This is a genomic window from Microvirga sp. KLBC 81 (assembly GCF_003075415.1).
Taxonomy (GTDB): Bacteria; Pseudomonadota; Alphaproteobacteria; order Rhizobiales; family Beijerinckiaceae; genus Microvirga.
On record NZ_QDAH01000017.1, the window covers coordinates 45,527 to 65,095 of the forward strand.

Sequence of the window (19,569 nt, forward strand, 5' to 3'; positions counted from 1 at the left end):
ACCGACTGAGACGTAGTTGCAGCATCAGAGGCAAGCCCGTAAAGAGGTGGTTCGACGTTGGTGCCTCGACCTAATCGAGGTGAAACGGGAACACGGTGCGGACCTTGTCCTATTCCGTGGCTGCCCCCGCAACTGTAAGCGGCGAGCGGCGATCCTTCATGCCACTGAATCTTTGGGCGAGACAAGCTCAAGAGGATTTGGGAAGGCGGATTGTCCGCGATGACCCGCAAGCCAGGAGACCGGCCGGCGTCAAAACGCAACCCGTATTGCTCGCCGGCGGGGCGGGCAGGAGGTCTCCATGTTTGTGCCTTCATGCCGCAAGCTCGCGGCATCCGTGTCTTTTTTCGCCCTCTCGCTGGGCGCCGTCCACGCTCAAACCTTCACCAAACCGGCGCCTGCCCCTGACTTTGTCGTCACGGCTACGCGCTCACCGCTCGCGATCTCGCGGGCCGGCAGCGCGATTTCCGTGATCACAGCCGAGGAGATCGAAAAGGAATCGCTGACGAGCCCCTCAGAGGTGCTGCGCCGCGTTCCGGGTGTGACGGTCACCGAGACCGGTGGTCCAGGCAGCACGACGACTGTGCGCCTGCGCGGCGCCGAATCCGGCCAGACGCTTGTCCTCATCGACGGCATCCGCGTGAACGATCCCTCGACGGATTCCGGCGAGTTCGACTTCTCGAACCTCGCCGCCGTCGATATCGAGCGCATCGAGGTTTTGCGCGGTCCGCAATCCGCTATCTATGGCTCCGATGCCATGGGTGGCGTGATCAACATCATCACCCGCAAGGGCAAGGGCGCACCGCGCGTCAGCGTCGACGTCGGAGGGGGAAGCTATGGCACGAAGGCCGGGCGTGCTTCGGTCTCCGGCAGCGACGGCCCCGTGTCCTACGCCTTCTCAACCACCGGCTTCGATACCGCCGGCTTCTCCCGCTACGGCTATCGCATCGGCCGCATCGAGGACGCCCTCTCCTCTCCTCTTGAGCCTGACAGCGCGCAACGTCTCGGCGCGGCAGGCCGCGTCTCGGTTGCCATTTCGCCGGATGTTGAATTCGAGGTCGGTGGCTATGGGAGCTACAACAGGGCGCAGATCGATAACGGCGCATCGTCCTTCGAATTTCTGCCCGATGCGCCCTCTCAGACCCAGCAGCGTTTGTACGAGGGCCATTCGCGCCTGACGATCAATGCCTTCGACGGCATTCTCAAGAACACGTTCCTCGTGTCCGGCAGCCGCACGGATCGTGACTACCGTCTTGTGGGAATCTCATCATTCTCCGGCTTCTACTGGAACAATTACGGTTACCAGGGCGACCGCTTGTCGGCGGAGTATCAGGGTGATCTGAAGCTCGACACTTACGGACTTCTCACCTTCGGGGCGAAGGCCGAGCAGGAAAATCTGATCTCCACGTCACGCAGCGTTCTTCCCTTCGCAACTCCGGAGAATGAAGACATCGATGCATCGCAGACCACACGATCGATCTACGCGCTTCATCAGTTCAGCCTCTTCGAAAACCTGCATCTGTCGCTCGGCGGCCGCATCGACGACATCGAGGATGGCGACACCTTCGGCACGTGGCGCGCAACGGCGGCTTATGAAATTCCGAGTTCCGGTACCAAGCTGCGCGCCAGCGTCGGCACGGGCGCAAAGGCTCCAACCCTGTACCAGAAGTTCGACCCGTTCTCGGGCACCGCAGACCTTGAGTCCGAGCGCTCCATCGGTTTCGACGTCGGCATCGATCAGCGCCTCGCTGATGACCGCGTGCTCCTCTCGGCCACGTTCTTCGCCAATCGTTTCCGTAATCTGATCGCGTTCGGCACGGCGGATACTTGCCGGCCGGATCAGTTCTTTGGTTGCTTCATCAACGTGAACCGGGCGCGCACCAGCGGCATCGAGCTCTCGGCCGATGTGGATGTCGTTCCCACCTGGCTTCGCGTGAAGGCAAGCTACACGTATCTGGAGGCGTTCGACGAAGAGTCGGACCTGCGCCTTGCACGCCGTCCGGAGAACCAGGGCCGTCTCGGCTTTGCGATCACACCCCTGCCGGGCCTATCCATCGAGCCGTCTGTCGTGTTCGTGGGCAGCCGCTTCTCCTCGCCTGGCGAGTTGAACGAGCTTGCACCCTACGCCCGCTTCGATGTTTATGCCGATTACAAGATCAATGACACCTTCAGCATCTATGCCCGCGCGGAAAACCTGACAGATGCGGATTATCAGGAGGTGTACGATTACGGTACAGCAGGCCGCTCCTTCTACGCTGGCCTGCGTGCAACTTGGTAGCGGTCGCGACGATCATGCTCATATGAATTGCAAAGGTCAGGTGCTACAGCACCTGACCTTTTCTTTTTGCCGTCTGGAATTGTGACCATTCTGTGCAACCGATGCGGTACAGCGTGATTCTCGGTGGTGCTTTTACCGGCCTGAATAAGGTAAGGTTCCAATGCGACAACTCGTCCCGCCAAAAGTTGGAACTGACTGAAGAGTTTTAAAAAACGTCCTAAACGCAGGGGCTTACTCTCCATTCGGACAGGCGACCGTTTGACGCGGTTTTGAAAATTTACCTATGAAAAGGCCAAGCTGACCTATTCTGGACATATCCGCCTAGCACATACTCGGTCTCGTTAAATCAAGAAGGACTGCGCACCGCCATGGCGGATAAGCAGTCGTTTGAGGGGGACTAGTCCGAATGCGGGTTGTTCTGACAGCGTTTTACCGCGCATGCCAGTCATCGTTGTTGCGTCACAAGGGCAAGTATTACTTCAGGCTTCAGCCGCGCAGCGCGCTGAATAGCCTCTCAGCCCTTTGCAGCCGTCAGGCTTTGCTTGGCATCGTCGCAAGCGCTTCCTTCGGCGCATGCGTTACCGCGAGCCCGATGGCCGCTCCCGCTGAAGCAAGCACATCTCAGAACTCCTCGCCTGCGCTTGGGTCCACGCCTACGCCGATCATGCTGCCGAGCAGCGATCCATTGGAAAACATTGCTCATATCGAGTCGGCGAAGATCCTCACCTATGCTGAGTTGCAGGAACTGTTCATCACGACCATGCCGCTCACCAATCCGCCTGCTGCGGAAGGCGACACCGAGGACGATATCGATGTCACGCCTGTCGAGTATCTAGAGTTCGAGGAAATGCGCGTGCCGCTCTGGATCGTCGACACGATTATGCGCGCGTCCGAAGTCACCGGGGCCGATCCCGTCTACATGATGGCGCTGGCCGATAAGGAGTCGAGCTTTCTCCCCGGCAACAAGGCATCTACCTCCTCTGCGGTGGGCTTGTTCCAGTTTATCTCGAGCACGTGGCTTGAAGCCGTTCGCTCGTTCGGCCCCAAGCATGGCCTGATCATGGAAGCGGCAGCCATTGAAAATCAGGGCGGCAAGCTCTCCGTTCCGGATGAGACCAAGCGCGAGTACATCCTAGGCCTGCGCCGCAATCCTTTCATCTCCGCACTGATGGCTGCGGAAATGATGAAGCGCGACAAGGCTAAGATCGAGGCGCGCCTGGGCCGCAAGCTCAGCCGCTCCGAGTTCTATCTCTCCCACTTCTTCGGCGTGGACAGCGCCAGCCGGTTCATCGCGCTCGTGGACGACACGCCGAAGAAGAGCGCGGAGAGCGCCTTCCCGGCTGCGGCGCGGTCGAACAAGTCGCTGTTCTTCGCCAAGAATGGCAAGAAGACGCGCGAGCTCACCGTGTCGGAAGTCTATGAGAAAATCGACACGATGATCGACAAGCGGCTGAACCGCTATGAGGACGTCTCGTCCCGGATGACGGCAGACGCAACGTTCTGATCTGGCTGTTTCCTGTCATCCGCGGCCTTCTCCGCAAGGGCGACCACGGCAGGAGCGGCCGAACTGGTAGGCGCGATGGTCACGAACTCGCCCTTGGGTGCGCGCTGAACCTGCACAATGCGCAGGATGATGAAAGCGGCAAGGCCCAGAGAGGCAAGCGCCGAAAAGATGAAGAGACCCTTCGGACCAAGGAGCTCCATGGCCCCTGCACCGAACAAGGGGCCGATCGTAACGCCGACGGCCCACGCGAAAAGAAGCGTCCCGACCGTCGACACGATGCGGCCAGGATCGACGATATCGCAGGCGTGGGCCACGCAGACCGAGTAGATACAGAGAGCCAAGCCGCCCCAGGCAGCGAAGCTCCAGAGGATCGTCTGCGGCGCAGCTTGCCCGCTCGCAACCAGGATGAGGATCGAGATCAGGCTCGTTCCCGCAGCCAGTCCCGCGATGATATAGCGGCGGTCCACCCTGTCCGACAGCCAGCCAAGCGGCCATTGCATCACGAGACTTCCCGCCTGCAATGCGAAGAGCAGCGCAGCCGCTGCCCCCTGGCTCATGCCGATGCTCACGCCGAACACGGGCGTGATGGCGATCACCGGGCCATTGACGAGGCCGACGACGAATGATCCGACAACCGCCGAGGGCGCGGCAGTGAAAAGGCCTCTCACGTCGATCTTCACGTTCAAGGGCGCAGGCGGCTCCTTCGTGGTCGTCGCTGAGATGGGAAGCAGCGAGAGCGACATCACTGCGCTGATCGCCATGAACAGCCCATCGGTCCTGATATCACCGAAGCCAATCCCGAGCGGCGACAGCATGAGCGCCACTTTCGTCGAGATCATATAGATCGACAAAAACCGTCCGCGGTGACTCGATGTGGCGCGGGCGCTGATCCAGCCATCGGTCACGGTAAAGATGCAGGCGAGCGTCACGCCCGTCAGTCCGCGCAGCAGAACCCACACCAGAGTAGTGTGTGCTTGCGTCATCGCCAGCACGAGCACCGCCGCCATGACCGCCAAGCTCGCGAAGGCACGGATATAGCCGACGTGACGGATGAAGGAGGGAGCCAGGAAGCAGCCGGTCGAGAAACCGAGGCCATAGGCCGCCGCGACGATACCGATAGCGGTGACGGAGAGGCCCTCGGCCTGCATGCGCAGCGGCATCAAGACCTGGAGCAGGCCATTGCCGGCCTGCAACAGGGTGGTTGCGGCCGTCACGGACCAGATAAGAGCGAGAGAGGAATTCACGGATTCACGCGAGGAATGGCGGCAGCGTCCGCCGCACTCGCGAAATAGAGAGCAGACGTCCTACCAGATCAAGCCCGATCCGCTCTGCATCGATCCTTCTTCAAAAAGTTTCATGCAATCGATTAGCCCGGCTTATTGATGCGATGCCTCCTTGGAGAAAGAAGCGAACAGATAGAAGCCATTGAAACGGACGCCGGTCATGGCAGCCTGCCGGTCGAAACCGAGAGGAGCATCGTCCTTGTCGAGGCGTCCGCCGAACTGCCATTGCGGGCCGGTCACGAAGGCAGGAACCGAGCGCTCCTCCGGAACCGCACAGACGAGGCCGTCCTGCTTCGTGCTGCGGAACAAGTTGTAAGCGTACATTCCCTCCTCCATCGTCATCCTCAAAGCCATCTCGTCGCGTTGCGAATCGCAATGTGCCGAAGAACCATGACGGGAGTGTGATATTGCAGCGCAACAATAACAGGAATGTTCAGATCCTTGCTGAGACGCTGTTGCGCCCGGCAAAGAGTTGGGACAGCCTGATCGCAACCTGAGAAGAGTGAAAGTCCATGCGTGTCATCGTCATCGGCAAGGAGGGACAGGTCGCCCGCGCTTTGGCGGAGCGTGCTCCCACGCATGGCGCGAAGGCCGTTCTACTCGGACGCCCCAGGCTGGACCTCGCTGACCCATCCGGCATCGAGGATATTCTTGAGGATATGCGTGGTGACCTGATCGTGAATGCAGCGGCTTATACGGCTGTCGATCAGGCAGAGGCTGAGCCCGAACTGGCCGACGCGATCAACGGCATCGGCGCGGGAGTGGTTGCCGGGGCAGCCTCGTCCCTGCAGGTCCCACTCATCCATCTCTCCACGGATTATGTGTTCGACGGCAACCTCGACCGCCCCTACCGGGAGGATGACGCCGTTGATCCTCTGGGAGCTTATGGCCGGTCGAAGCTGCTTGGCGAAGAGGCCGTTGCCGCCGAGACCGGAGATCATGCGATCCTGCGGACCGCCTGGGTCTACAGCCCCTTCGGCAAGAACTTCGTGAAGACGATGCTGCGTCTCGCCAAGGATCGGGCGGAAATCGGCGTCGTTGCCGACCAGTTCGGCTCTCCCACAAGCGCCCTTGACATAGCCGACGGCATCTTCGCAGTTGCCAAGAACCTGTTGGATAGACCGCAAGACCGCACCCTGCGGGGCGTCTTCCATATGACGGGGACAGGATTCGCGAGCTGGGCCAGGTTCGCATCCGAGATCTTCACTCTGTCAGCCCAGCTTGGTGGGCCCAGCGCCAGGGTTCGCCCCATCACGACAGCGGATTATCCAACCCCTGCCAAGCGGCCTGCCAATTCACGGCTGGACTGCACGAAGCTTGAAACGATCCATGGGGTTAAGCTTCCCTCCTGGCAGGTTTCCCTGGCATCTTGCATCGAGCGGCTCATTGCGGAAATGCGGGAGAGCGGCATCTCCTGAGGCGAGTTGGGCCGAGCAGACATTTTTCTCCAGATAAAACGATTGTTCTTTTTAAAGAACAAACTTAGTATCAATCCATGACGACGCATCCCGATCCCGATTACCGCCTGGAAACCCGCCTCGTTCACGAGGGCCAGCAACGCACGCCCTTTGGCGAGACGTCCGAAGCTCTCTTCATGACGCAGGGCTTCATCTATGAGAGCGCGGAGAGCGCCGAACGGCGGTTCCTCAACGAGGAGCCGGGTTACAGCTACAGCCGCTATTCCAACCCGACCATCGACATGTTCGAGCAGCGCATGGCCTCGCTTGAGGGCGCTGAAGCCGCCCGCGCGACGGCGAGCGGCATGGCGGCAGTGACGGCCGCCATGGTGAGCCAGGTTCAGGCAGGAGACCATGTGGTGGCCGCACGCGGCCTCTTCGGATCCTGTCGATGGGTGGTCGAGGATCTCCTGCCCCGCTTCGGCGTGGGCTGCACTTTGGTGGATGGCATGGACCTCGACGCCTGGCGCAAGGCTGTCCGGCCCGAGACGAAGGCTTTTCTCCTGGAGACTCCTTCCAATCCTAGTCTCCAGATCATCGATATCGCCGCCGTCGCCAAGATCGCCCATGAGTCCGGAGCGACGCTTACTGTTGACAATGTCTTTGCGACACCCCTCTACCAGAAGCCTCTCGCACTGGGCGCCGATTGCGTCGTCTATTCCGCGACGAAGCACATCGATGGCCAGGGCCGATGTCTCGGCGGTGTCATCCTAAGCTCCACTGAATTCATTGAGAACAAGGTGCAGCAGTTCCTGCGCATGACGGGACCCTCTATCTCGCCCTTCAACGCGTGGGTTCTCCTGAAAGGTCTCGAGACCCTCTCCCTGCGGGTAGAGCGACAGACCGCGAATGCAGGCTTCCTCGCCGACGCTCTGCACACTCACCCCAAGCTCGGGAACCTCACCTATCCTGGCCGCGCCGATCATCCGCAGGCCGAACTGATCCGCCGTCAGATGAGCGGCGGCTCTACCATCATCGCGCTGGACGTAAAGGGCGGGAAGGAAGCCGCATTCCGCTTCATGAACGCGCTGCGGCTCATCCGTATCTCGAACAATCTCGGCGACGCAAAAAGCCTCGTCACGCATCCGTCGACCACCACCCACCAGCGCTTCGCGCCGGAGCTGCGCGCGGACATGGGGATCTCCGACGGCCTCGTCCGCCTGTCGGTCGGCCTGGAGCATCGCGAGGACCTGCTGGCCGATCTCGTGAATGCGCTCGAGCAGGCGTGAGAGCCGCATTCACGAGAAATTGTTCTGATCCCTGCGCCCAGCCCTGAGCAGTAACCAGCCCCCGATCAGCATGGCTGCGCCCCAGGCGAGAAAGCCGAGATCCCAATAGATCCAATGCTCGCGCGCCACGGTCTCGTTGACGTGGTGAATACCCAGGATCTGATGGCTGATCGTGCCCTCGACCAGATTGAACAGGCCGAAGCCCATCAGGAACGTGCCGAGCAGCATTTTGCTCGACCAGCGGATGTGACTGCGCCGGGCAGCCCGCCAGAGAATGATGAGCCCTAGGACGACGAATACATAGGTGAGGCTGTGGAAGAGGCCGTCCCAGAAGGTGTTCACCTTGAGGTTCTCGGCACTGTCCGGCGGATAGCCTGCGCTCGTCACCAAGTGGTGCCATTGCAGGAGCTGGTGGAAAACGATGCCGTCGAAGAAGCCGCCTAGACCGAGGCCGAAAAAGATCCCGGATGAGAGAGGGAAGTCCTGACTCTTGTCAGCATTGTCCTGCCTCATGCCACGTCTCCCTTTCGAGCAGGTTTTCAAACAGCCTACCTCCCAAGGAATAGATCGCCCGCAGGTTCCGTGTTCAACTCCGCAGACTTCGTGCAGACGGAGCAGCACCGCGCAAAGCCGGACGCTGATCCTCATTCACGACTTTTGTCTAAACAATGCCACGGGCACGGCAAGTAAACGCCAAGACCTCTCCCAACTCGCACTTTGTTTTCAAGGAGTACCCCTTGAAGTTCTGGCAAAAATGACACACCCTTTACTCGGGAATAACGCGCTCCGGCACAAGAAAGCGCGATCCTTCACAACAATCAGGGGGTGAGGGAGGAAGCCATGAAGAAAGGCAAGTCCCCGGAGGGAAAACTTTCGGGACCGTCTAAACACTCGCGCCGTCGTTTCCTGCAGGTTGCTGGCCTCGGCGCAGCCGCGACCGTCGCATCTCCGCAAGTCTCACGGGCCCAAACGGCCACCTGGAAGTTTCAGTCCACCTGGCCCAACCGGGATATCTTCCACGAGTTCTGCAACGACTTCGCCAAGCGCGTGAACGACATGTCGGGCGGGCGCCTGAAGCTCGACGTCCTCGCCTCCGGTGCCGTCGTTCCGGCCTTCCAGTTGCAGGATGCCGTCCATGCCGGCATTCTTGATGGCGGTCATGGGGTGTCCGGCTACTGGTATGGCAAGAACAAGGCGTTTTCCTTGTTCGGGACACCGCCCTCCTTCGGCTGGAATGCCAATTCTTTCCTGGGCTGGATGAACTACGGCGGCGGCTACGAGCTTTATAATGAGCTGCTTCGAACGCTGAAGATCAACGTCGTGGGTTTCCTGACTGGCCCGATGCCGAACCAACCACTCGGCTGGTTCAAGAACCCGATCACCACTCCGGACCAGATCAGAGGCCTCAAGTACCGCACGATCGGTCTTTCGGCAGACTTGAATCAAGAACTTGGCGCGGCGGTGACGATTCTCGCCGGCGGCGAGATCGTGCCGGCTCTGGAGCGTGGCGTGATTGACGGCGCGGAGTTCAACAACCCGTCTTCGGACCTCGTGCTCGGCTTCCCGGACGTCGCCAAGAACTATATGCTGAAGAGCTATCATCAGGCGAGCGAGACCTTCGAGGTCATCTTCAACAAGACAAAGTTCGATACACTCCCGGCAGAGCTGAAGGCGATCGTGAAGCATGCCGCCGAAGCCGCTTCGGCCGACATGTCGTGGAAAGCTCTCGACCGCTACTCGAAGGACCTCGAGGCGCTCAAGGCCCGCGGCGTCAACATTCAGTCGACTCCCGACGTTGTTATGAAGGCGCAGCTCGACGCCTGGAACAAGGTGATCGAAAAGCTCTCATCGGATCCGTTCTTCAAGAAGGTGATCGACAGTCAGAAAGCCTGGGTGCAGCGTACCTATGCCTACGAGCGAGCGAACGAGCCGTCGCGCGACGTGGCCTACGATCACTTCTTCAAGACGACGTAAGGCGCAGCGCAAACTTCCAAAGTTGAGGACGGCACGATCCGTGCCGTCCTCACAGCTCGTCCCATACGCTCTCTGAGAAGGGCTTTTGCATGCGCTTCGTCTACCTGGTCGACCGCATCAACACATTCATCGGCAAGACCGTGAGCTGGGCCATCGTCGTGCTCACCTTCGCTGTCTGCTACGAGGTCTTTGCGCGCTACGTGCTGCGCGCACCAACCGAATGGGCGTTTGACGCAAGCTACATGCTCTATGGTCTGCTGTTCATGGTGGCCGGGCCCTACACGCTGGCCCGCAATAACCATGTGCGAGGTGACTTCATCTATCGCAATTGGTCGCCGCGCCGGCAGGCGGGCATGGATCTCGTTCTTTACTTCCTTTTCTTTTTCCCCGGCATTCTCGCGCTCGTCTACGCGGGGATTCCGTTCATGCAGATGTCCTGGCTCATGAACGAGCATTCCATGAACTCGCCGAACGGCCCGCCGATCTATCCGTTCAAGGCGCTCATCCCCATCGTTGGGTCCTTGATGGCGTTTCAGGGCGTTGCGGAAGTCATCCGCTGCATCGCCTGCGTTCGCACGGGTGCATGGCCACCCCGCCTCCACGATGTAGAGGAAACGGAAAAGCTCATCCTCGAAAAAGCCGAACAAGAAGGCCTCAAGAAAGGATCCGTCTGATGCTGGCGTCATGGGGGCTTGGAAATCCTGAGCTGGGTGTGCTGATGCTCGGGCTCTTCATTGTGTTCATCATGTTCGGCTTCCCGATCGCCTTCACGCTGATGGCGCTGGGTTTCGGCTTTGGCTACATGGCCATGGGCGACATCGTGTTCGCGCTGGTGGTGCAGCGCGCCTATTCGGTCATGACGAACGACACGCTGGTCGCCATCCCGCTTTTCGTCTTCATGGGATACATCATCGAGCGTGCTAACATCCTCGACCGCCTGTTCCACTCCATCCAAATCGCCGTCGGCGGCATCCCAGGCTCTCTGGCTGTAGCGACGCTTCTCACCTGTTCGCTCTTCGCAACCGCCACCGGCATCGTGGGTGCTGTGGTGACGCTGATGGGGCTTCTCGCCTTCCCCGCCATGCTGCGCGCAGGCTATGATACGCGCCTTGCATCGGGTGTCGTCTGCGCTGGTGGCTGCCTGGGCATTCTTATCCCACCGAGCGTGATGCTCATTCTCTATGGCGCGACAGCCGGCGTCTCCGTGCCGAAGCTCTATGCAGGCGCCCTCTTCCCAGGCCTGCTACTCGCAGGGCTTTACATTTCCTACGTCATCATCCGCTGCGCGCTCAATCCAAGCCTAGCGCCGAAGCTGCCGCCGGAGCAACGCAAGGTCTCGTTTGCAAAGGTCATCTGGGCGCTTGCCACATCGTTCTTCCCGCTGGCGCTCCTCATCCTCTCTGTGCTGGGCGCCATCTTCTTTGGGATCGCGACACCGACAGAAGCGGCAGCCGTGGGTGCTCTCGGCAGTCTTCTTCTGGCAGCAGCTTATCGCTCGCTCTCCTTCACGAAGCTCAAGGAATCCGTGATCCTCACGGCTCGCACGTCGGCCATGGTGTGCTGGCTCTTCGTGGGGTCCTTCATCTTCTCATCGATCTTCGCTTTTCTTGGGGGGCATCAGCCCATCGAGAACTTCGTCTCGCATCTGAATCTCTCGCCCTTCTGGTTCCTGATCCTGACGCAGGCGATCATCTTCGTGCTCGGCTGGCCCCTGGAATGGACGGAGATCGTCGTGATCTTCGTGCCGATCTTCCTGCCGCTCCTCGACAATTTCGGCATCGACCCGATCTTCTTCGGCGTGCTGATCGCGCTCAATATCCAGACGTCATTCCTGTCTCCGCCCGTGGCCATGGCGCCTTTCTACCTGAAAGGCATCGCGCCACCCCATGTGACCATCAATGAGATCTTCGCGGGCGTGATGCCGTTCCTCTTCCTCGTGGTCGTCGCCATGGCCATGTTCTACGTCTTCCCGCAGCTTGGCCTTTGGCTCCCGAGCTATCTCTATCGCTAAGGTAGAGCTCTGGATTAACCGGCAAGCGGCGCACAGAACGCCGGAACACAGGCAGCTTCTTCACGTTGGCCTCCACAGCACGCCAGCAAGGAGGCCGTCATGAAATGCCAATTCTGCCATCAGGACGTGGATGATCCCTGCCACAATGCTCAGGAAATGCAGCAGCGCGCGATGAGTCATGTGGAGCGTTGCGAACATGCGCTTCAGGCTCAGCAGGGCATGGGCTCAGGCGCGCATCGTCGTGATGTCCAGGGAAATGGGTGAGGCCATGGCCGGTAAGGGTGAAGACCGTGCTCAAGGCTTGGCCGAGCGGAGCGTGAACACCAGCATCGTCCATCCTGGCCAGAGCAGTCCGGACCATCAGGAACAGGGTGATCGGACAGCAAGCAATCGTATCCTGACAGAGAACCAGCAACGGGAAGGTCTGGAGAAAACCGACCCCGACCGACCGAAACCGGAAGACCGCCACAAACCTTGAGGAGCAGCCATGGCCGGCAAAGCCCGTATGAGACCATCCTGGAAGAAACAGAAGCGCCGCAAAGACAAACCATCCGGATCGCGTGAGGAGCGTGTTACGCAGCGCAGCTGAAGTGTTGCTCCATGGCTTATGCAAGCGGCCCGCGTCGTCGGGCCGCTTCTGCTTTTACGGTAATGCGGACGCGGTCGGTAATGTTACAACAAGAGATACTCTTCTAGAGTATCCGTTGTGATTTTACACACAGAAGGGTTGGTGAGATCGTGATCAAAGCAAAAACCTAATCCATCAAGGGAATAGTTTCAGGAGGAAACACCATGACCGCATCGTCCCTTAGCTTCAAATTGGCTGTTCTTTTCGTCATAGCGGGCATGGCTATGGGCATTGGCATGGCCGCATCGCAGAACCACGCGATCATGCCGGCCCACGCTCACCTGAACCTGCTTGGATGGGTATCCTTGTTTCTCTTCGGGATTTATTACGAGCGCCGCCCGGCTCTGAATGTGAGTCGGCTGGCGCTGATCCAGGTTGCCTTGTGGTCCATCGGCACGGTCATCATGACGATTGCCGTGGCGGCCATTCATCTCGGCTATCAGGCTGCCGATCCGATTGCCGCCATCTCCTCCATCATCGTTCTCGCCGCGATGCTGATGTTCGCTTATTTCGTCTTCCGTCCTGCGCCGGTCGCAGAAGCCGGCCCCAATGTTCGCATGACACCGGCCGAGTAAGCACCGATCATCGCCGCGCCCTCATAAAAAAGGCCCCGCACGAAATGCGGGGCCTGCTTTGAAATATCTGTTTTCAAAATGAGATGGTGACGAGCAATTCCTGAAGAAAACCGCAACCCATCAAAACTGAAATCGAGACGAACACCGGACGCGAATGCGTCCATGTAAGGAAAGTGAGCAGGGGCGGCTCCGTTGAAAATGAGGCCGTCCCTGATCGGCAGGTTCTCGTTACATCACGAAGAGGTCTGCAGTCGTCAGCGCAGCCTTGTTCTCGATTACGGCGAACTTCACCGCTGCAGCCGAGCCCGAGCCGTCCTTGTCGTAATACAGGGCGCCAGTGCTCTTGTTGTAGACGATGTAGTCGTTGCTATCCAACGCCTTCTCACCCACACGGAACCACGACGAGCGCAGCTGTCCGGTGTCGCTCAGCTTCGTGAAGACCGTGTCGTTGAGACGAATGGTATCATCGACGACATTGAAGTCCTTGATGGTGTCGACGTTGGTGCTGGAGCTCAGCGTCGTGTCGAAAGTGAAAGCATCCTTGCCCGAGCCGCCGATGAGGATGTCGTTGCTGGCCTTGCCCCAGAGCTTGTCGTTGCCGCCGAGACCGCTGATCACATCGGCACCGGACGTACCCGTGAGACTGTTGTCGCCCGAGGTGCCGAGCTTGGTCACATTCACAGGATCCGTCGGAGTGGGCGTCGGGGTCGGAGTGGGTGTAGGCGCCGGAGTGGGAATAGGTTCAGAAGGCGTCGAAGGAGCCGTCGTCGTGCCGTCGTGGTTGAACGACAGCGCATAGAACGACGTCTGACCGTAGCCGGAACCATTGGTCTCGTTGGCCCCGAGATAGGCACCAGCCTTGAAGTAGAAGCTGTCCGACTGCCACACGCTGTTGATGGCGGTGTGCGAGTGATAAACCTTGCCGTCGGCATAGATGTCGACGTCGAGCACATTGCCCTTGGCGTTGATGGTGTACGAGAACTTCTCGTTCAGCGACACGTCCGGCGCGGAGCCGTCAGCCGCCTTGAAGGTGAAGTTGTGCTCTTCGTTGTCGGAACCCGACTGGTCATTGGCGAAGTATAGCTTGTTGTCCTGCCAATAGAGACGAACCAGTTCGTCGTCCTGACCGTGGATCTGACCGATCACAATCTTATGGCCCTGGCCATCGCGCATCGGAGCCGCGTCGACTTCGAGAGTGGCGCTCATGAAGCCGCCGGTGGAGAGGTTCCACGCGGCCTTGGCGGTGCCGTTCATCTCGCGCAGCTCGGAACGGGCAAAGGACGAGCCGCTGGTGGTCGCTCCATTGACGGGAGCATAGAAGACCATCGCGCCATCAGAGCCGGTGTAGAAGTACTTGCTGTTCTGATAGCCGCTCAGGTTTTGCACCTCCACCGCCGTGCCGGAAAAGCCGCCGGAGGAGTCGACAGGAAGCGTGATCTTCCAATTGGACAGGTCAAAGTTGCCGCTGGGTTCAACGTTCGGATTCAAAGACATGAGTATTGCCCCAAACGTCTACTGAGCTTCTTTTGATGCTTCCGAGACGCTTTTGATAGTGAGATGAACAAAAGTTGGTCAGAACGACCGAAGGATACGCAACAGACTTTTAAAACCTGATGACGGTACTTCTTAGCACCAAAATTTACTTCAGACCCTGGAGAGCAATCTCCCTTAATCTGCAGAAAGCCTTTTCTATATCAATTAGGGCGAAATCGTGACGATATTCAACTAACGTTCGATCTCTAAAGCCACTTACCTTTCAAAGGTTCAACTTACTCTTCTGCAGGAAGGCTATTCGTATGTAGAGGGTCCTCTCCTCATGCCCGGACACATCAGCCCCCTATTCTGAAGAAAGATACGAAACCCGCGAGAGACTTGATGAGGATATTTGAGAGACAGGCCTACCGCCTTTGCTACTCGCCGCAGTTCAGGAACTACGCAAGGCCTGCATACGAATGCTGTCAGAGTCTAGAGCATTTTTCGGTGAAGTGGCTCCGGTTCACCGTCAAAAAGGTGGCCCGGCAAACAAGAGGGCTGATGCCATCCCAATGGAATCAGCTCTAGGCCTTCCTCTCCGACCCACGAGGCACCCTGCCGGAGAACCCTTACCTCCGATTTCAGCTGAAGTAACCCTTAGTTGCAGTGGATGCTGAATTACAACGCAGCTTTCCTTGGCTGGTTTAGACCCCAGGGAAGGATCGGCCATGGCCGCACAAGTTTTTACTGTTGCCCCAGCGACAGGCGACGCTAAAAAGGATACGGCCGCAATCAAAGCGGCTATCCAAGCGGCCCATAAGGCTTACCTGCAGAATCCCACCGAACAGGTGAAAGTTCAGCTCGGCACGGGAACCTATGTCGTCACCGGAGATCCGAATAACCCATCTGTCGGCCCCGTCGAGCTGCTTTCAGGTGTCGCTCTCGTCGGCAACGGCATGGGGCAAACCACGATCAAGCTCGCCGATGACTTCAATGCCAGGATCAACGGCATCGTCCGAACAGCCCTGCAAACAGTCGAACACGTCACAGTTGCCAACCTGACCATCGACGGGAACCGCGCGAACAACATGGGGCATCAGGCAGGCTTCATCTGCGGCATCAAGGAAGACGGATCAGGGCGCACTCAATCGGACATCACCTTGTCCGGAGTCGAGATCAAGAATTGCACGGCCTATGGCTTCAACCCCCACGAGATCACCTATGACGTAACGATCAAGGACTGCGTCTCACACGGCAATGGCCTTGATGGTTTTGTGGCCGATGGCGTGGTTGGCGGCATTTACGAAAACAACCGTGCCTTCGACAACGACCGTCACGGCTTCAACATCCAGAACGCCACCACCAATCTCGACCTCGTCAACAACAAGGCTTACGCAAACGGATCGGCAGGCGTCACGATTCAGCGCGGCGATCTCCTTCGCGAGGGGGAGACGACCATTGAATGGGTGACCGACATTCGTATCATCGGCGGCGAGTATTATGGGAATACGAAGGAAGGCATTCTCGTCAAGCTCTCGGATGACATCACCATCGAAGGCGCCAAGGTTCACGACAATCTCCGTCAGGGCATCCGGATCGAGGGAGCGACAGACACGATCGTGCAGAACAGCACGGTCTTCAACAACTCTCAGGAGGCCGATAACACCTACGATGAAATTCAAATCCGCCTGCGGGTCGATTCCGTAACAGGCAAGACATACTACGCCAAGAACACGCAGATCCTGAACAACACCATCTACTCGGATAGCAGCATCAACGCACGTTATGGCGTACGCGAAGAACCCACGAACGATGACGGTGGAGCGACAGGGACCATCGTCTCGGGCAACTCGATCTCAGGGATGGACTCAGGCTCCGTCTCCGTGCCGAACTACATCTGGCTCGGCACAAGCGGAAACGACACGCTCGAAGGCACGACAGGCGGCGAAGAGATGCGCGGCCTGGCGGGCAACGACACCTACATCGTCAATCATTCCGGAGACCTCGTCGTCGAAGCCTCGGGAGCCGGGACCGATACCGTCCGGTCGAGCATCACCTACACGCTGCTGGCCAATGTCGAAAACCTGACTCTGACGGGCACGAAGGTGATCAACGGGCACGGGAACGGGCTCAACAACAGTCTCGTCGGCAACAGCGTCGCCAATACTCTCAAGGGCAATGACGGCAACGACACGATCGAGGGTGGGCTCGGAGTGGATTCGCTCTACGGCGGATTGGGCGATGACGCCTTCGTCCTTCGCAAGGGCGAGTTCGGCGGCGATACGATCTTCGACTTCTCCGGCAACGGCAGCGCCGCGGGAGACCGGTTGGAGTTCGCCGGGTTTACCAGCAACGCGACACTGACCCAGACCGGGGCCAATACCTGGAGAGTCACGGACGGCACTTACACGGAGACCTTTCAAATCGCAGGCGGCGCATCCGTCCATTCAAGCGACCACAATCTGAAATCCGGCTCGGAACCCCCTCCCCCAACAACGCAGTACCCTGCCATCGGAGCCGGCACCATACAGATGGAAACGCTGCAACTGACGAACTTCACGCTTGTCAGCCTCAGCACCGCGGAAGGCGGGCGAGCCGTCGAGAACAGGAACAAGGGTGTGGAAGCCACTGCAAAAGGCACGTTCACGGGCGAGACCGGAACCTACAAGGTGAAGGTCGTCTATTACGACGAGAGCGACGGTGCCTCTCCCATGGGCATTCGCGTCAACGGAACCACGGTCAGTTCATGGATCGCCGACAAGCAGCTAGGCTCGACGGGTGCGGATTCCAGAACGCGGACCTTCTACGAGGCCACTCTGCAGCTCACCACGGGAGCGACCCTTGAAATCTACGGCACGCGTCAAGGCGATGAACTCGTGCGGATCGATACGCTGTCGGTCAACAAATGGGACCTGATTGCTTGAGCCTGCCAGACGACAAGGAAAAGCAGCGGGGCGATGAACAGCCCCGCGCCGATGTCCCATCTATGCTTCGCCGCTTCAGGTAGATGGATTTGCGAAGACTGGCTCCGGGCCGGGATCGAGGTGCCCAGCCAAGAGCGATAGGATAATCAGTGATTCCGGTGAGAAACCTCTTCTGCCGGTCAGAGGGCTTCCCTCTTCACCAAGTGCAGATAGGTCGGGTCGAACTCGCCCGCCTGCTTCAGCCCTTCCCAATCCAGCACTTGCAAGGTCTCCCCGCGCCAGGAAATCAGGTTCTCGCCCCGGAGCTCCTGCAGCACCCGATTGACGTGCACGGTTGAGATCCCGAGCGCATCGCCCAGTTCCGCCTGGGTGACCGGCAGACCAAAGACATGGTCCTCCACCAGCTCGGCCGCCCTCAAGCGCACGAGCAGCTCGCACAGCAGGTGCGCGATCCGGCCACGGGCTTCGCGACGCCCGAGCCCCACGATCCATTGCCGGAACACCGCCGCATCAATCAGGGTGTCGCGCCAGAACAGGTCACCCAGACGGGGGTGGCTGCGCATGAAACTGCGCAGGGCGTCATGCTGGATGAAGGCGAGCTTGGACGGGACCAGTGTGCCGAGACTGTGATCCATCACCCTCAGGTGCAGGCTCTGAAGGTCGGGAATGTCGCCGCCGATGTGGAACGACAGGATCTGCCGCTTGCCCTCGCCCGTGAGATTGTAGCGGCAGGCGAAGCCCTCCACTATCAGGCAGCACTCGGACGGCCTGTCGCCCTCGCAGACGATGTCCTGGTCGGCCGCGACAGTCTTGAGCCGCAACGGCAGGCCCAGCAGGGCCGCCTTCTCCTCTGGCGCGAGCGGAGCGAGGCTCTCCAGCTTGCGGATCAGCGCGGCTGTATGGGGGTGAATGGTTTCCAAGACAGCCTCCCCTTGTGGTTAGGCGGGAGCTCATGTCTCTCAGCCGCCAGCGCCTAAAGATCAGATGCTGACGATGCCCTGATTATCACAGGTGAATGCGCCCCGGGCAAGGCATGGGAACATCAGGACGTTACCTTGGTTGATCCGCATGCCTCGCTACTATTTCGACGTCCGCGAGGGAGCGCGCTTCACTCCCGATGAGGATGGCCTGGAGTTCGACAGCCTGGACAAGGCCGAACACGAGGCTGCCTGTGCGGCGGCTGAGATCGGACGGGACCGGCTGCCGAAGGGCGACAGCCGTGAGGTCACGGTCGAGGTGCGGAATGAACATCAGCAGCGGGTGCTGACCGTCAAGGTCTTGTTGGAGATCGACCGGGTGGAGCCTCCGCCGCAGCCCCCTCGCTCGGGATAATCAACCAGGTCAGCGCCTTCATGGAACAAATGAAGTGTTTCGTTAACGAAGGTTAACGCCGGGCTGTACGGCCTCCTATACTTTGCCGTTCTATGGACAGCCCTGATAAGCCCGACTCTCCTGACGGTAAGTCTGAGTACAAGCAACCTTCGCTCGGTGAAACAATCGACCGAGCCAATCAGGCCATTGAGAAGTCACGGGCTGAAATTGCTCGTTCGCGGGCCTTAAGCCAGTCCGAGGCGAATCTCTCACGCGAGATTGAGAGCCTGAATGAGGAGCATGAGCGCTCAAACGGCAGGCCAAAGGACGGCGCATAATTCGCTGAACAAGGCTGGTGGAGCGCGCTACTCTTGCGAGCCCAAGTTGTGTGCCAGCTACGTTGACCCAGAGCAGCGCAACGTCCGCTCGGGAACAATCCAAGAAGTAGAGCGAGTTCAATGAAGGCCCGCCCACGCAGCCCCTGCGGAAATCCCATTAAGGTCCATCTGGCTTAAAGCCATTCATCGGAAGACCGCTTCTCCGGGGCAGACCACCGGCCTCACGTCGGTCGAGCTTCAACTGCTTTGATATCTGTTTCGAGAACAACGCACGTGATCCCGCTTGTCACTTCTTGAACGCGGTATTGCGGGGCGTGAGAGGTCTCAGGGATCAACTGGATGATGTAGTAGACGTGGTGGCGGTCTTGGCGGGGGCTTGCCGGCACAACGGGTTGGCCAACCTGGAACTTGTGGCGCATGGGGCACCTTCGTCTGAATTAGCAATCGTCCCGCGCCTACCCCAAAGCAATGCACTCATTCACATCCTGTAAGTGCATCGGCGAGCTGAAGTTCCTTCGTCCGGTGAAAGAACTCCAGACGGCAACTCTGGCCTGCAGCAAGGAGGTTTCATCGGCTATAGAATTATG

General features: G+C 59.2%; 16 protein-coding genes and 1 riboswitch. Of the genes, 11 read left to right on the plus strand and 5 right to left on the minus strand.

The window, feature by feature from the left end; genetic code table 11:
* Positions 1-41: 41 nt before the first annotated feature.
* Positions 42-263: riboswitch (cobalamin riboswitch) on the plus strand.
* A 35-nt stretch (positions 264-298) separates the two neighbouring features.
* Both DC522_RS13360 and DC522_RS13365 read left to right on the plus strand, forming a co-directional pair.
* On the plus strand, positions 299-2,275 hold the full coding sequence (locus DC522_RS13360) for a TonB-dependent siderophore receptor (RefSeq protein WP_116529185.1): 1,977 nt from the start codon (positions 299-301) through the stop codon (positions 2,273-2,275).
* A 685-nt stretch (positions 2,276-2,960) separates the two neighbouring features.
* Positions 2,961-3,779: a transglycosylase SLT domain-containing protein gene (locus tag DC522_RS13365; protein WP_165820152.1), complete on the plus strand. Its 819-nt coding sequence runs from the start codon at positions 2,961-2,963 to the stop codon at positions 3,777-3,779.
* On the opposite strand, the gene DC522_RS13370 is transcribed toward DC522_RS13365, so the two are convergent.
* Both DC522_RS13370 and DC522_RS13375 read right to left on the minus strand, forming a co-directional pair.
* On the minus strand, positions 3,734-5,023 hold the full coding sequence (locus DC522_RS13370) for an MFS transporter (protein ID WP_116529187.1): 1,290 nt from the start codon (positions 5,021-5,023) through the stop codon (positions 3,734-3,736). The genes DC522_RS13365 and DC522_RS13370 overlap by 46 nt on opposite strands.
* 132 nt (positions 5,024-5,155) lie before the next feature.
* Positions 5,156-5,386, minus strand: a complete 231-nt coding sequence (locus DC522_RS13375) for a hypothetical protein (protein ID WP_116529217.1) — start codon at positions 5,384-5,386, stop codon at positions 5,156-5,158.
* A 188-nt stretch (positions 5,387-5,574) separates the two neighbouring features.
* Here DC522_RS13375 and rfbD point away from each other — a divergent pair, with 188 nt between their 5' ends.
* Together rfbD and DC522_RS13385 are read left to right on the plus strand one after the other, a co-directional pair.
* A complete protein-coding gene (gene rfbD / locus DC522_RS13380; protein WP_116529188.1) occupies positions 5,575-6,480 on the plus strand; it encodes a dTDP-4-dehydrorhamnose reductase in 906 nt (301 codons plus the stop codon).
* Between the two features lie 77 nt (positions 6,481-6,557).
* A complete protein-coding gene (locus tag DC522_RS13385; RefSeq protein ID WP_116529189.1) occupies positions 6,558-7,748 on the plus strand; it encodes an O-succinylhomoserine sulfhydrylase in 1,191 nt (396 codons plus the stop codon).
* 9 nt (positions 7,749-7,757) lie between these two features.
* Here DC522_RS13385 and DC522_RS13390 read toward each other — a convergent pair whose 3' ends face one another.
* A complete protein-coding gene (locus DC522_RS13390; RefSeq protein ID WP_116529190.1) occupies positions 7,758-8,261 on the minus strand; it encodes a DUF2243 domain-containing protein in 504 nt (167 codons plus the stop codon).
* Between the two features lie 327 nt (positions 8,262-8,588).
* Between DC522_RS13390 and DC522_RS13395 the strand changes: the two genes are divergently transcribed.
* The 5 genes from DC522_RS13395 (at position 8,589) to DC522_RS13415 (ending at position 12,936) form a co-directional block, all read left to right on the plus strand.
* A complete protein-coding gene (locus DC522_RS13395; RefSeq protein WP_116529191.1) occupies positions 8,589-9,722 on the plus strand; it encodes a TRAP transporter substrate-binding protein in 1,134 nt (377 codons plus the stop codon).
* A gap of 89 nt (positions 9,723-9,811) precedes the next feature.
* Positions 9,812-10,396: a TRAP transporter small permease subunit gene (locus DC522_RS13400; RefSeq protein ID WP_116529192.1), complete on the plus strand. Its 585-nt coding sequence runs from the start codon at positions 9,812-9,814 to the stop codon at positions 10,394-10,396.
* Positions 10,396-11,733 carry a TRAP transporter large permease subunit gene (locus DC522_RS13405; protein ID WP_116529193.1) on the plus strand — a complete coding sequence of 446 codons (1,338 nt, stop codon included), beginning with the start codon at positions 10,396-10,398 and terminating at the stop codon, positions 11,731-11,733. Before DC522_RS13400 ends, DC522_RS13405 begins: the two co-directional genes overlap by 1 nt.
* Before the next feature lie 196 nt (positions 11,734-11,929).
* A complete protein-coding gene (locus DC522_RS13410; protein WP_116529194.1) occupies positions 11,930-12,211 on the plus strand; it encodes a hypothetical protein in 282 nt (93 codons plus the stop codon).
* A 314-nt stretch (positions 12,212-12,525) separates the two neighbouring features.
* Positions 12,526-12,936 (plus strand): hypothetical protein, encoded by a 411-nt coding sequence (locus tag DC522_RS13415; RefSeq protein WP_116529195.1) that lies wholly within the window; start codon positions 12,526-12,528, stop codon positions 12,934-12,936.
* 228 nt (positions 12,937-13,164) lie between these two features.
* Here DC522_RS13415 and DC522_RS13420 read toward each other — a convergent pair whose 3' ends face one another.
* Positions 13,165-14,430 (minus strand): polysaccharide lyase family 7 protein, encoded by a 1,266-nt coding sequence (locus DC522_RS13420; protein ID WP_116529196.1) that lies wholly within the window; start codon positions 14,428-14,430, stop codon positions 13,165-13,167.
* Between the two features lie 707 nt (positions 14,431-15,137).
* Between DC522_RS13420 and DC522_RS13425 the strand changes: the two genes are divergently transcribed.
* Positions 15,138-17,333, plus strand: a complete 2,196-nt coding sequence (locus tag DC522_RS13425; protein WP_116529197.1) for a right-handed parallel beta-helix repeat-containing protein — start codon at positions 15,138-15,140, stop codon at positions 17,331-17,333.
* A 179-nt stretch (positions 17,334-17,512) separates the two neighbouring features.
* Here DC522_RS13425 and DC522_RS13430 read toward each other — a convergent pair whose 3' ends face one another.
* Positions 17,513-18,253, minus strand: coding sequence for a Crp/Fnr family transcriptional regulator (locus tag DC522_RS13430; protein WP_116529198.1), 741 nt, complete (start codon positions 18,251-18,253; stop codon positions 17,513-17,515).
* Positions 18,254-18,401: 148 nt separating this feature from the next.
* Here DC522_RS13430 and DC522_RS13435 point away from each other — a divergent pair, with 148 nt between their 5' ends.
* Positions 18,402-18,665: a hypothetical protein gene (locus DC522_RS13435; RefSeq protein WP_205769630.1), complete on the plus strand. Its 264-nt coding sequence runs from the start codon at positions 18,402-18,404 to the stop codon at positions 18,663-18,665.
* Positions 18,666-19,569: the final 904 nt, after the last annotated feature.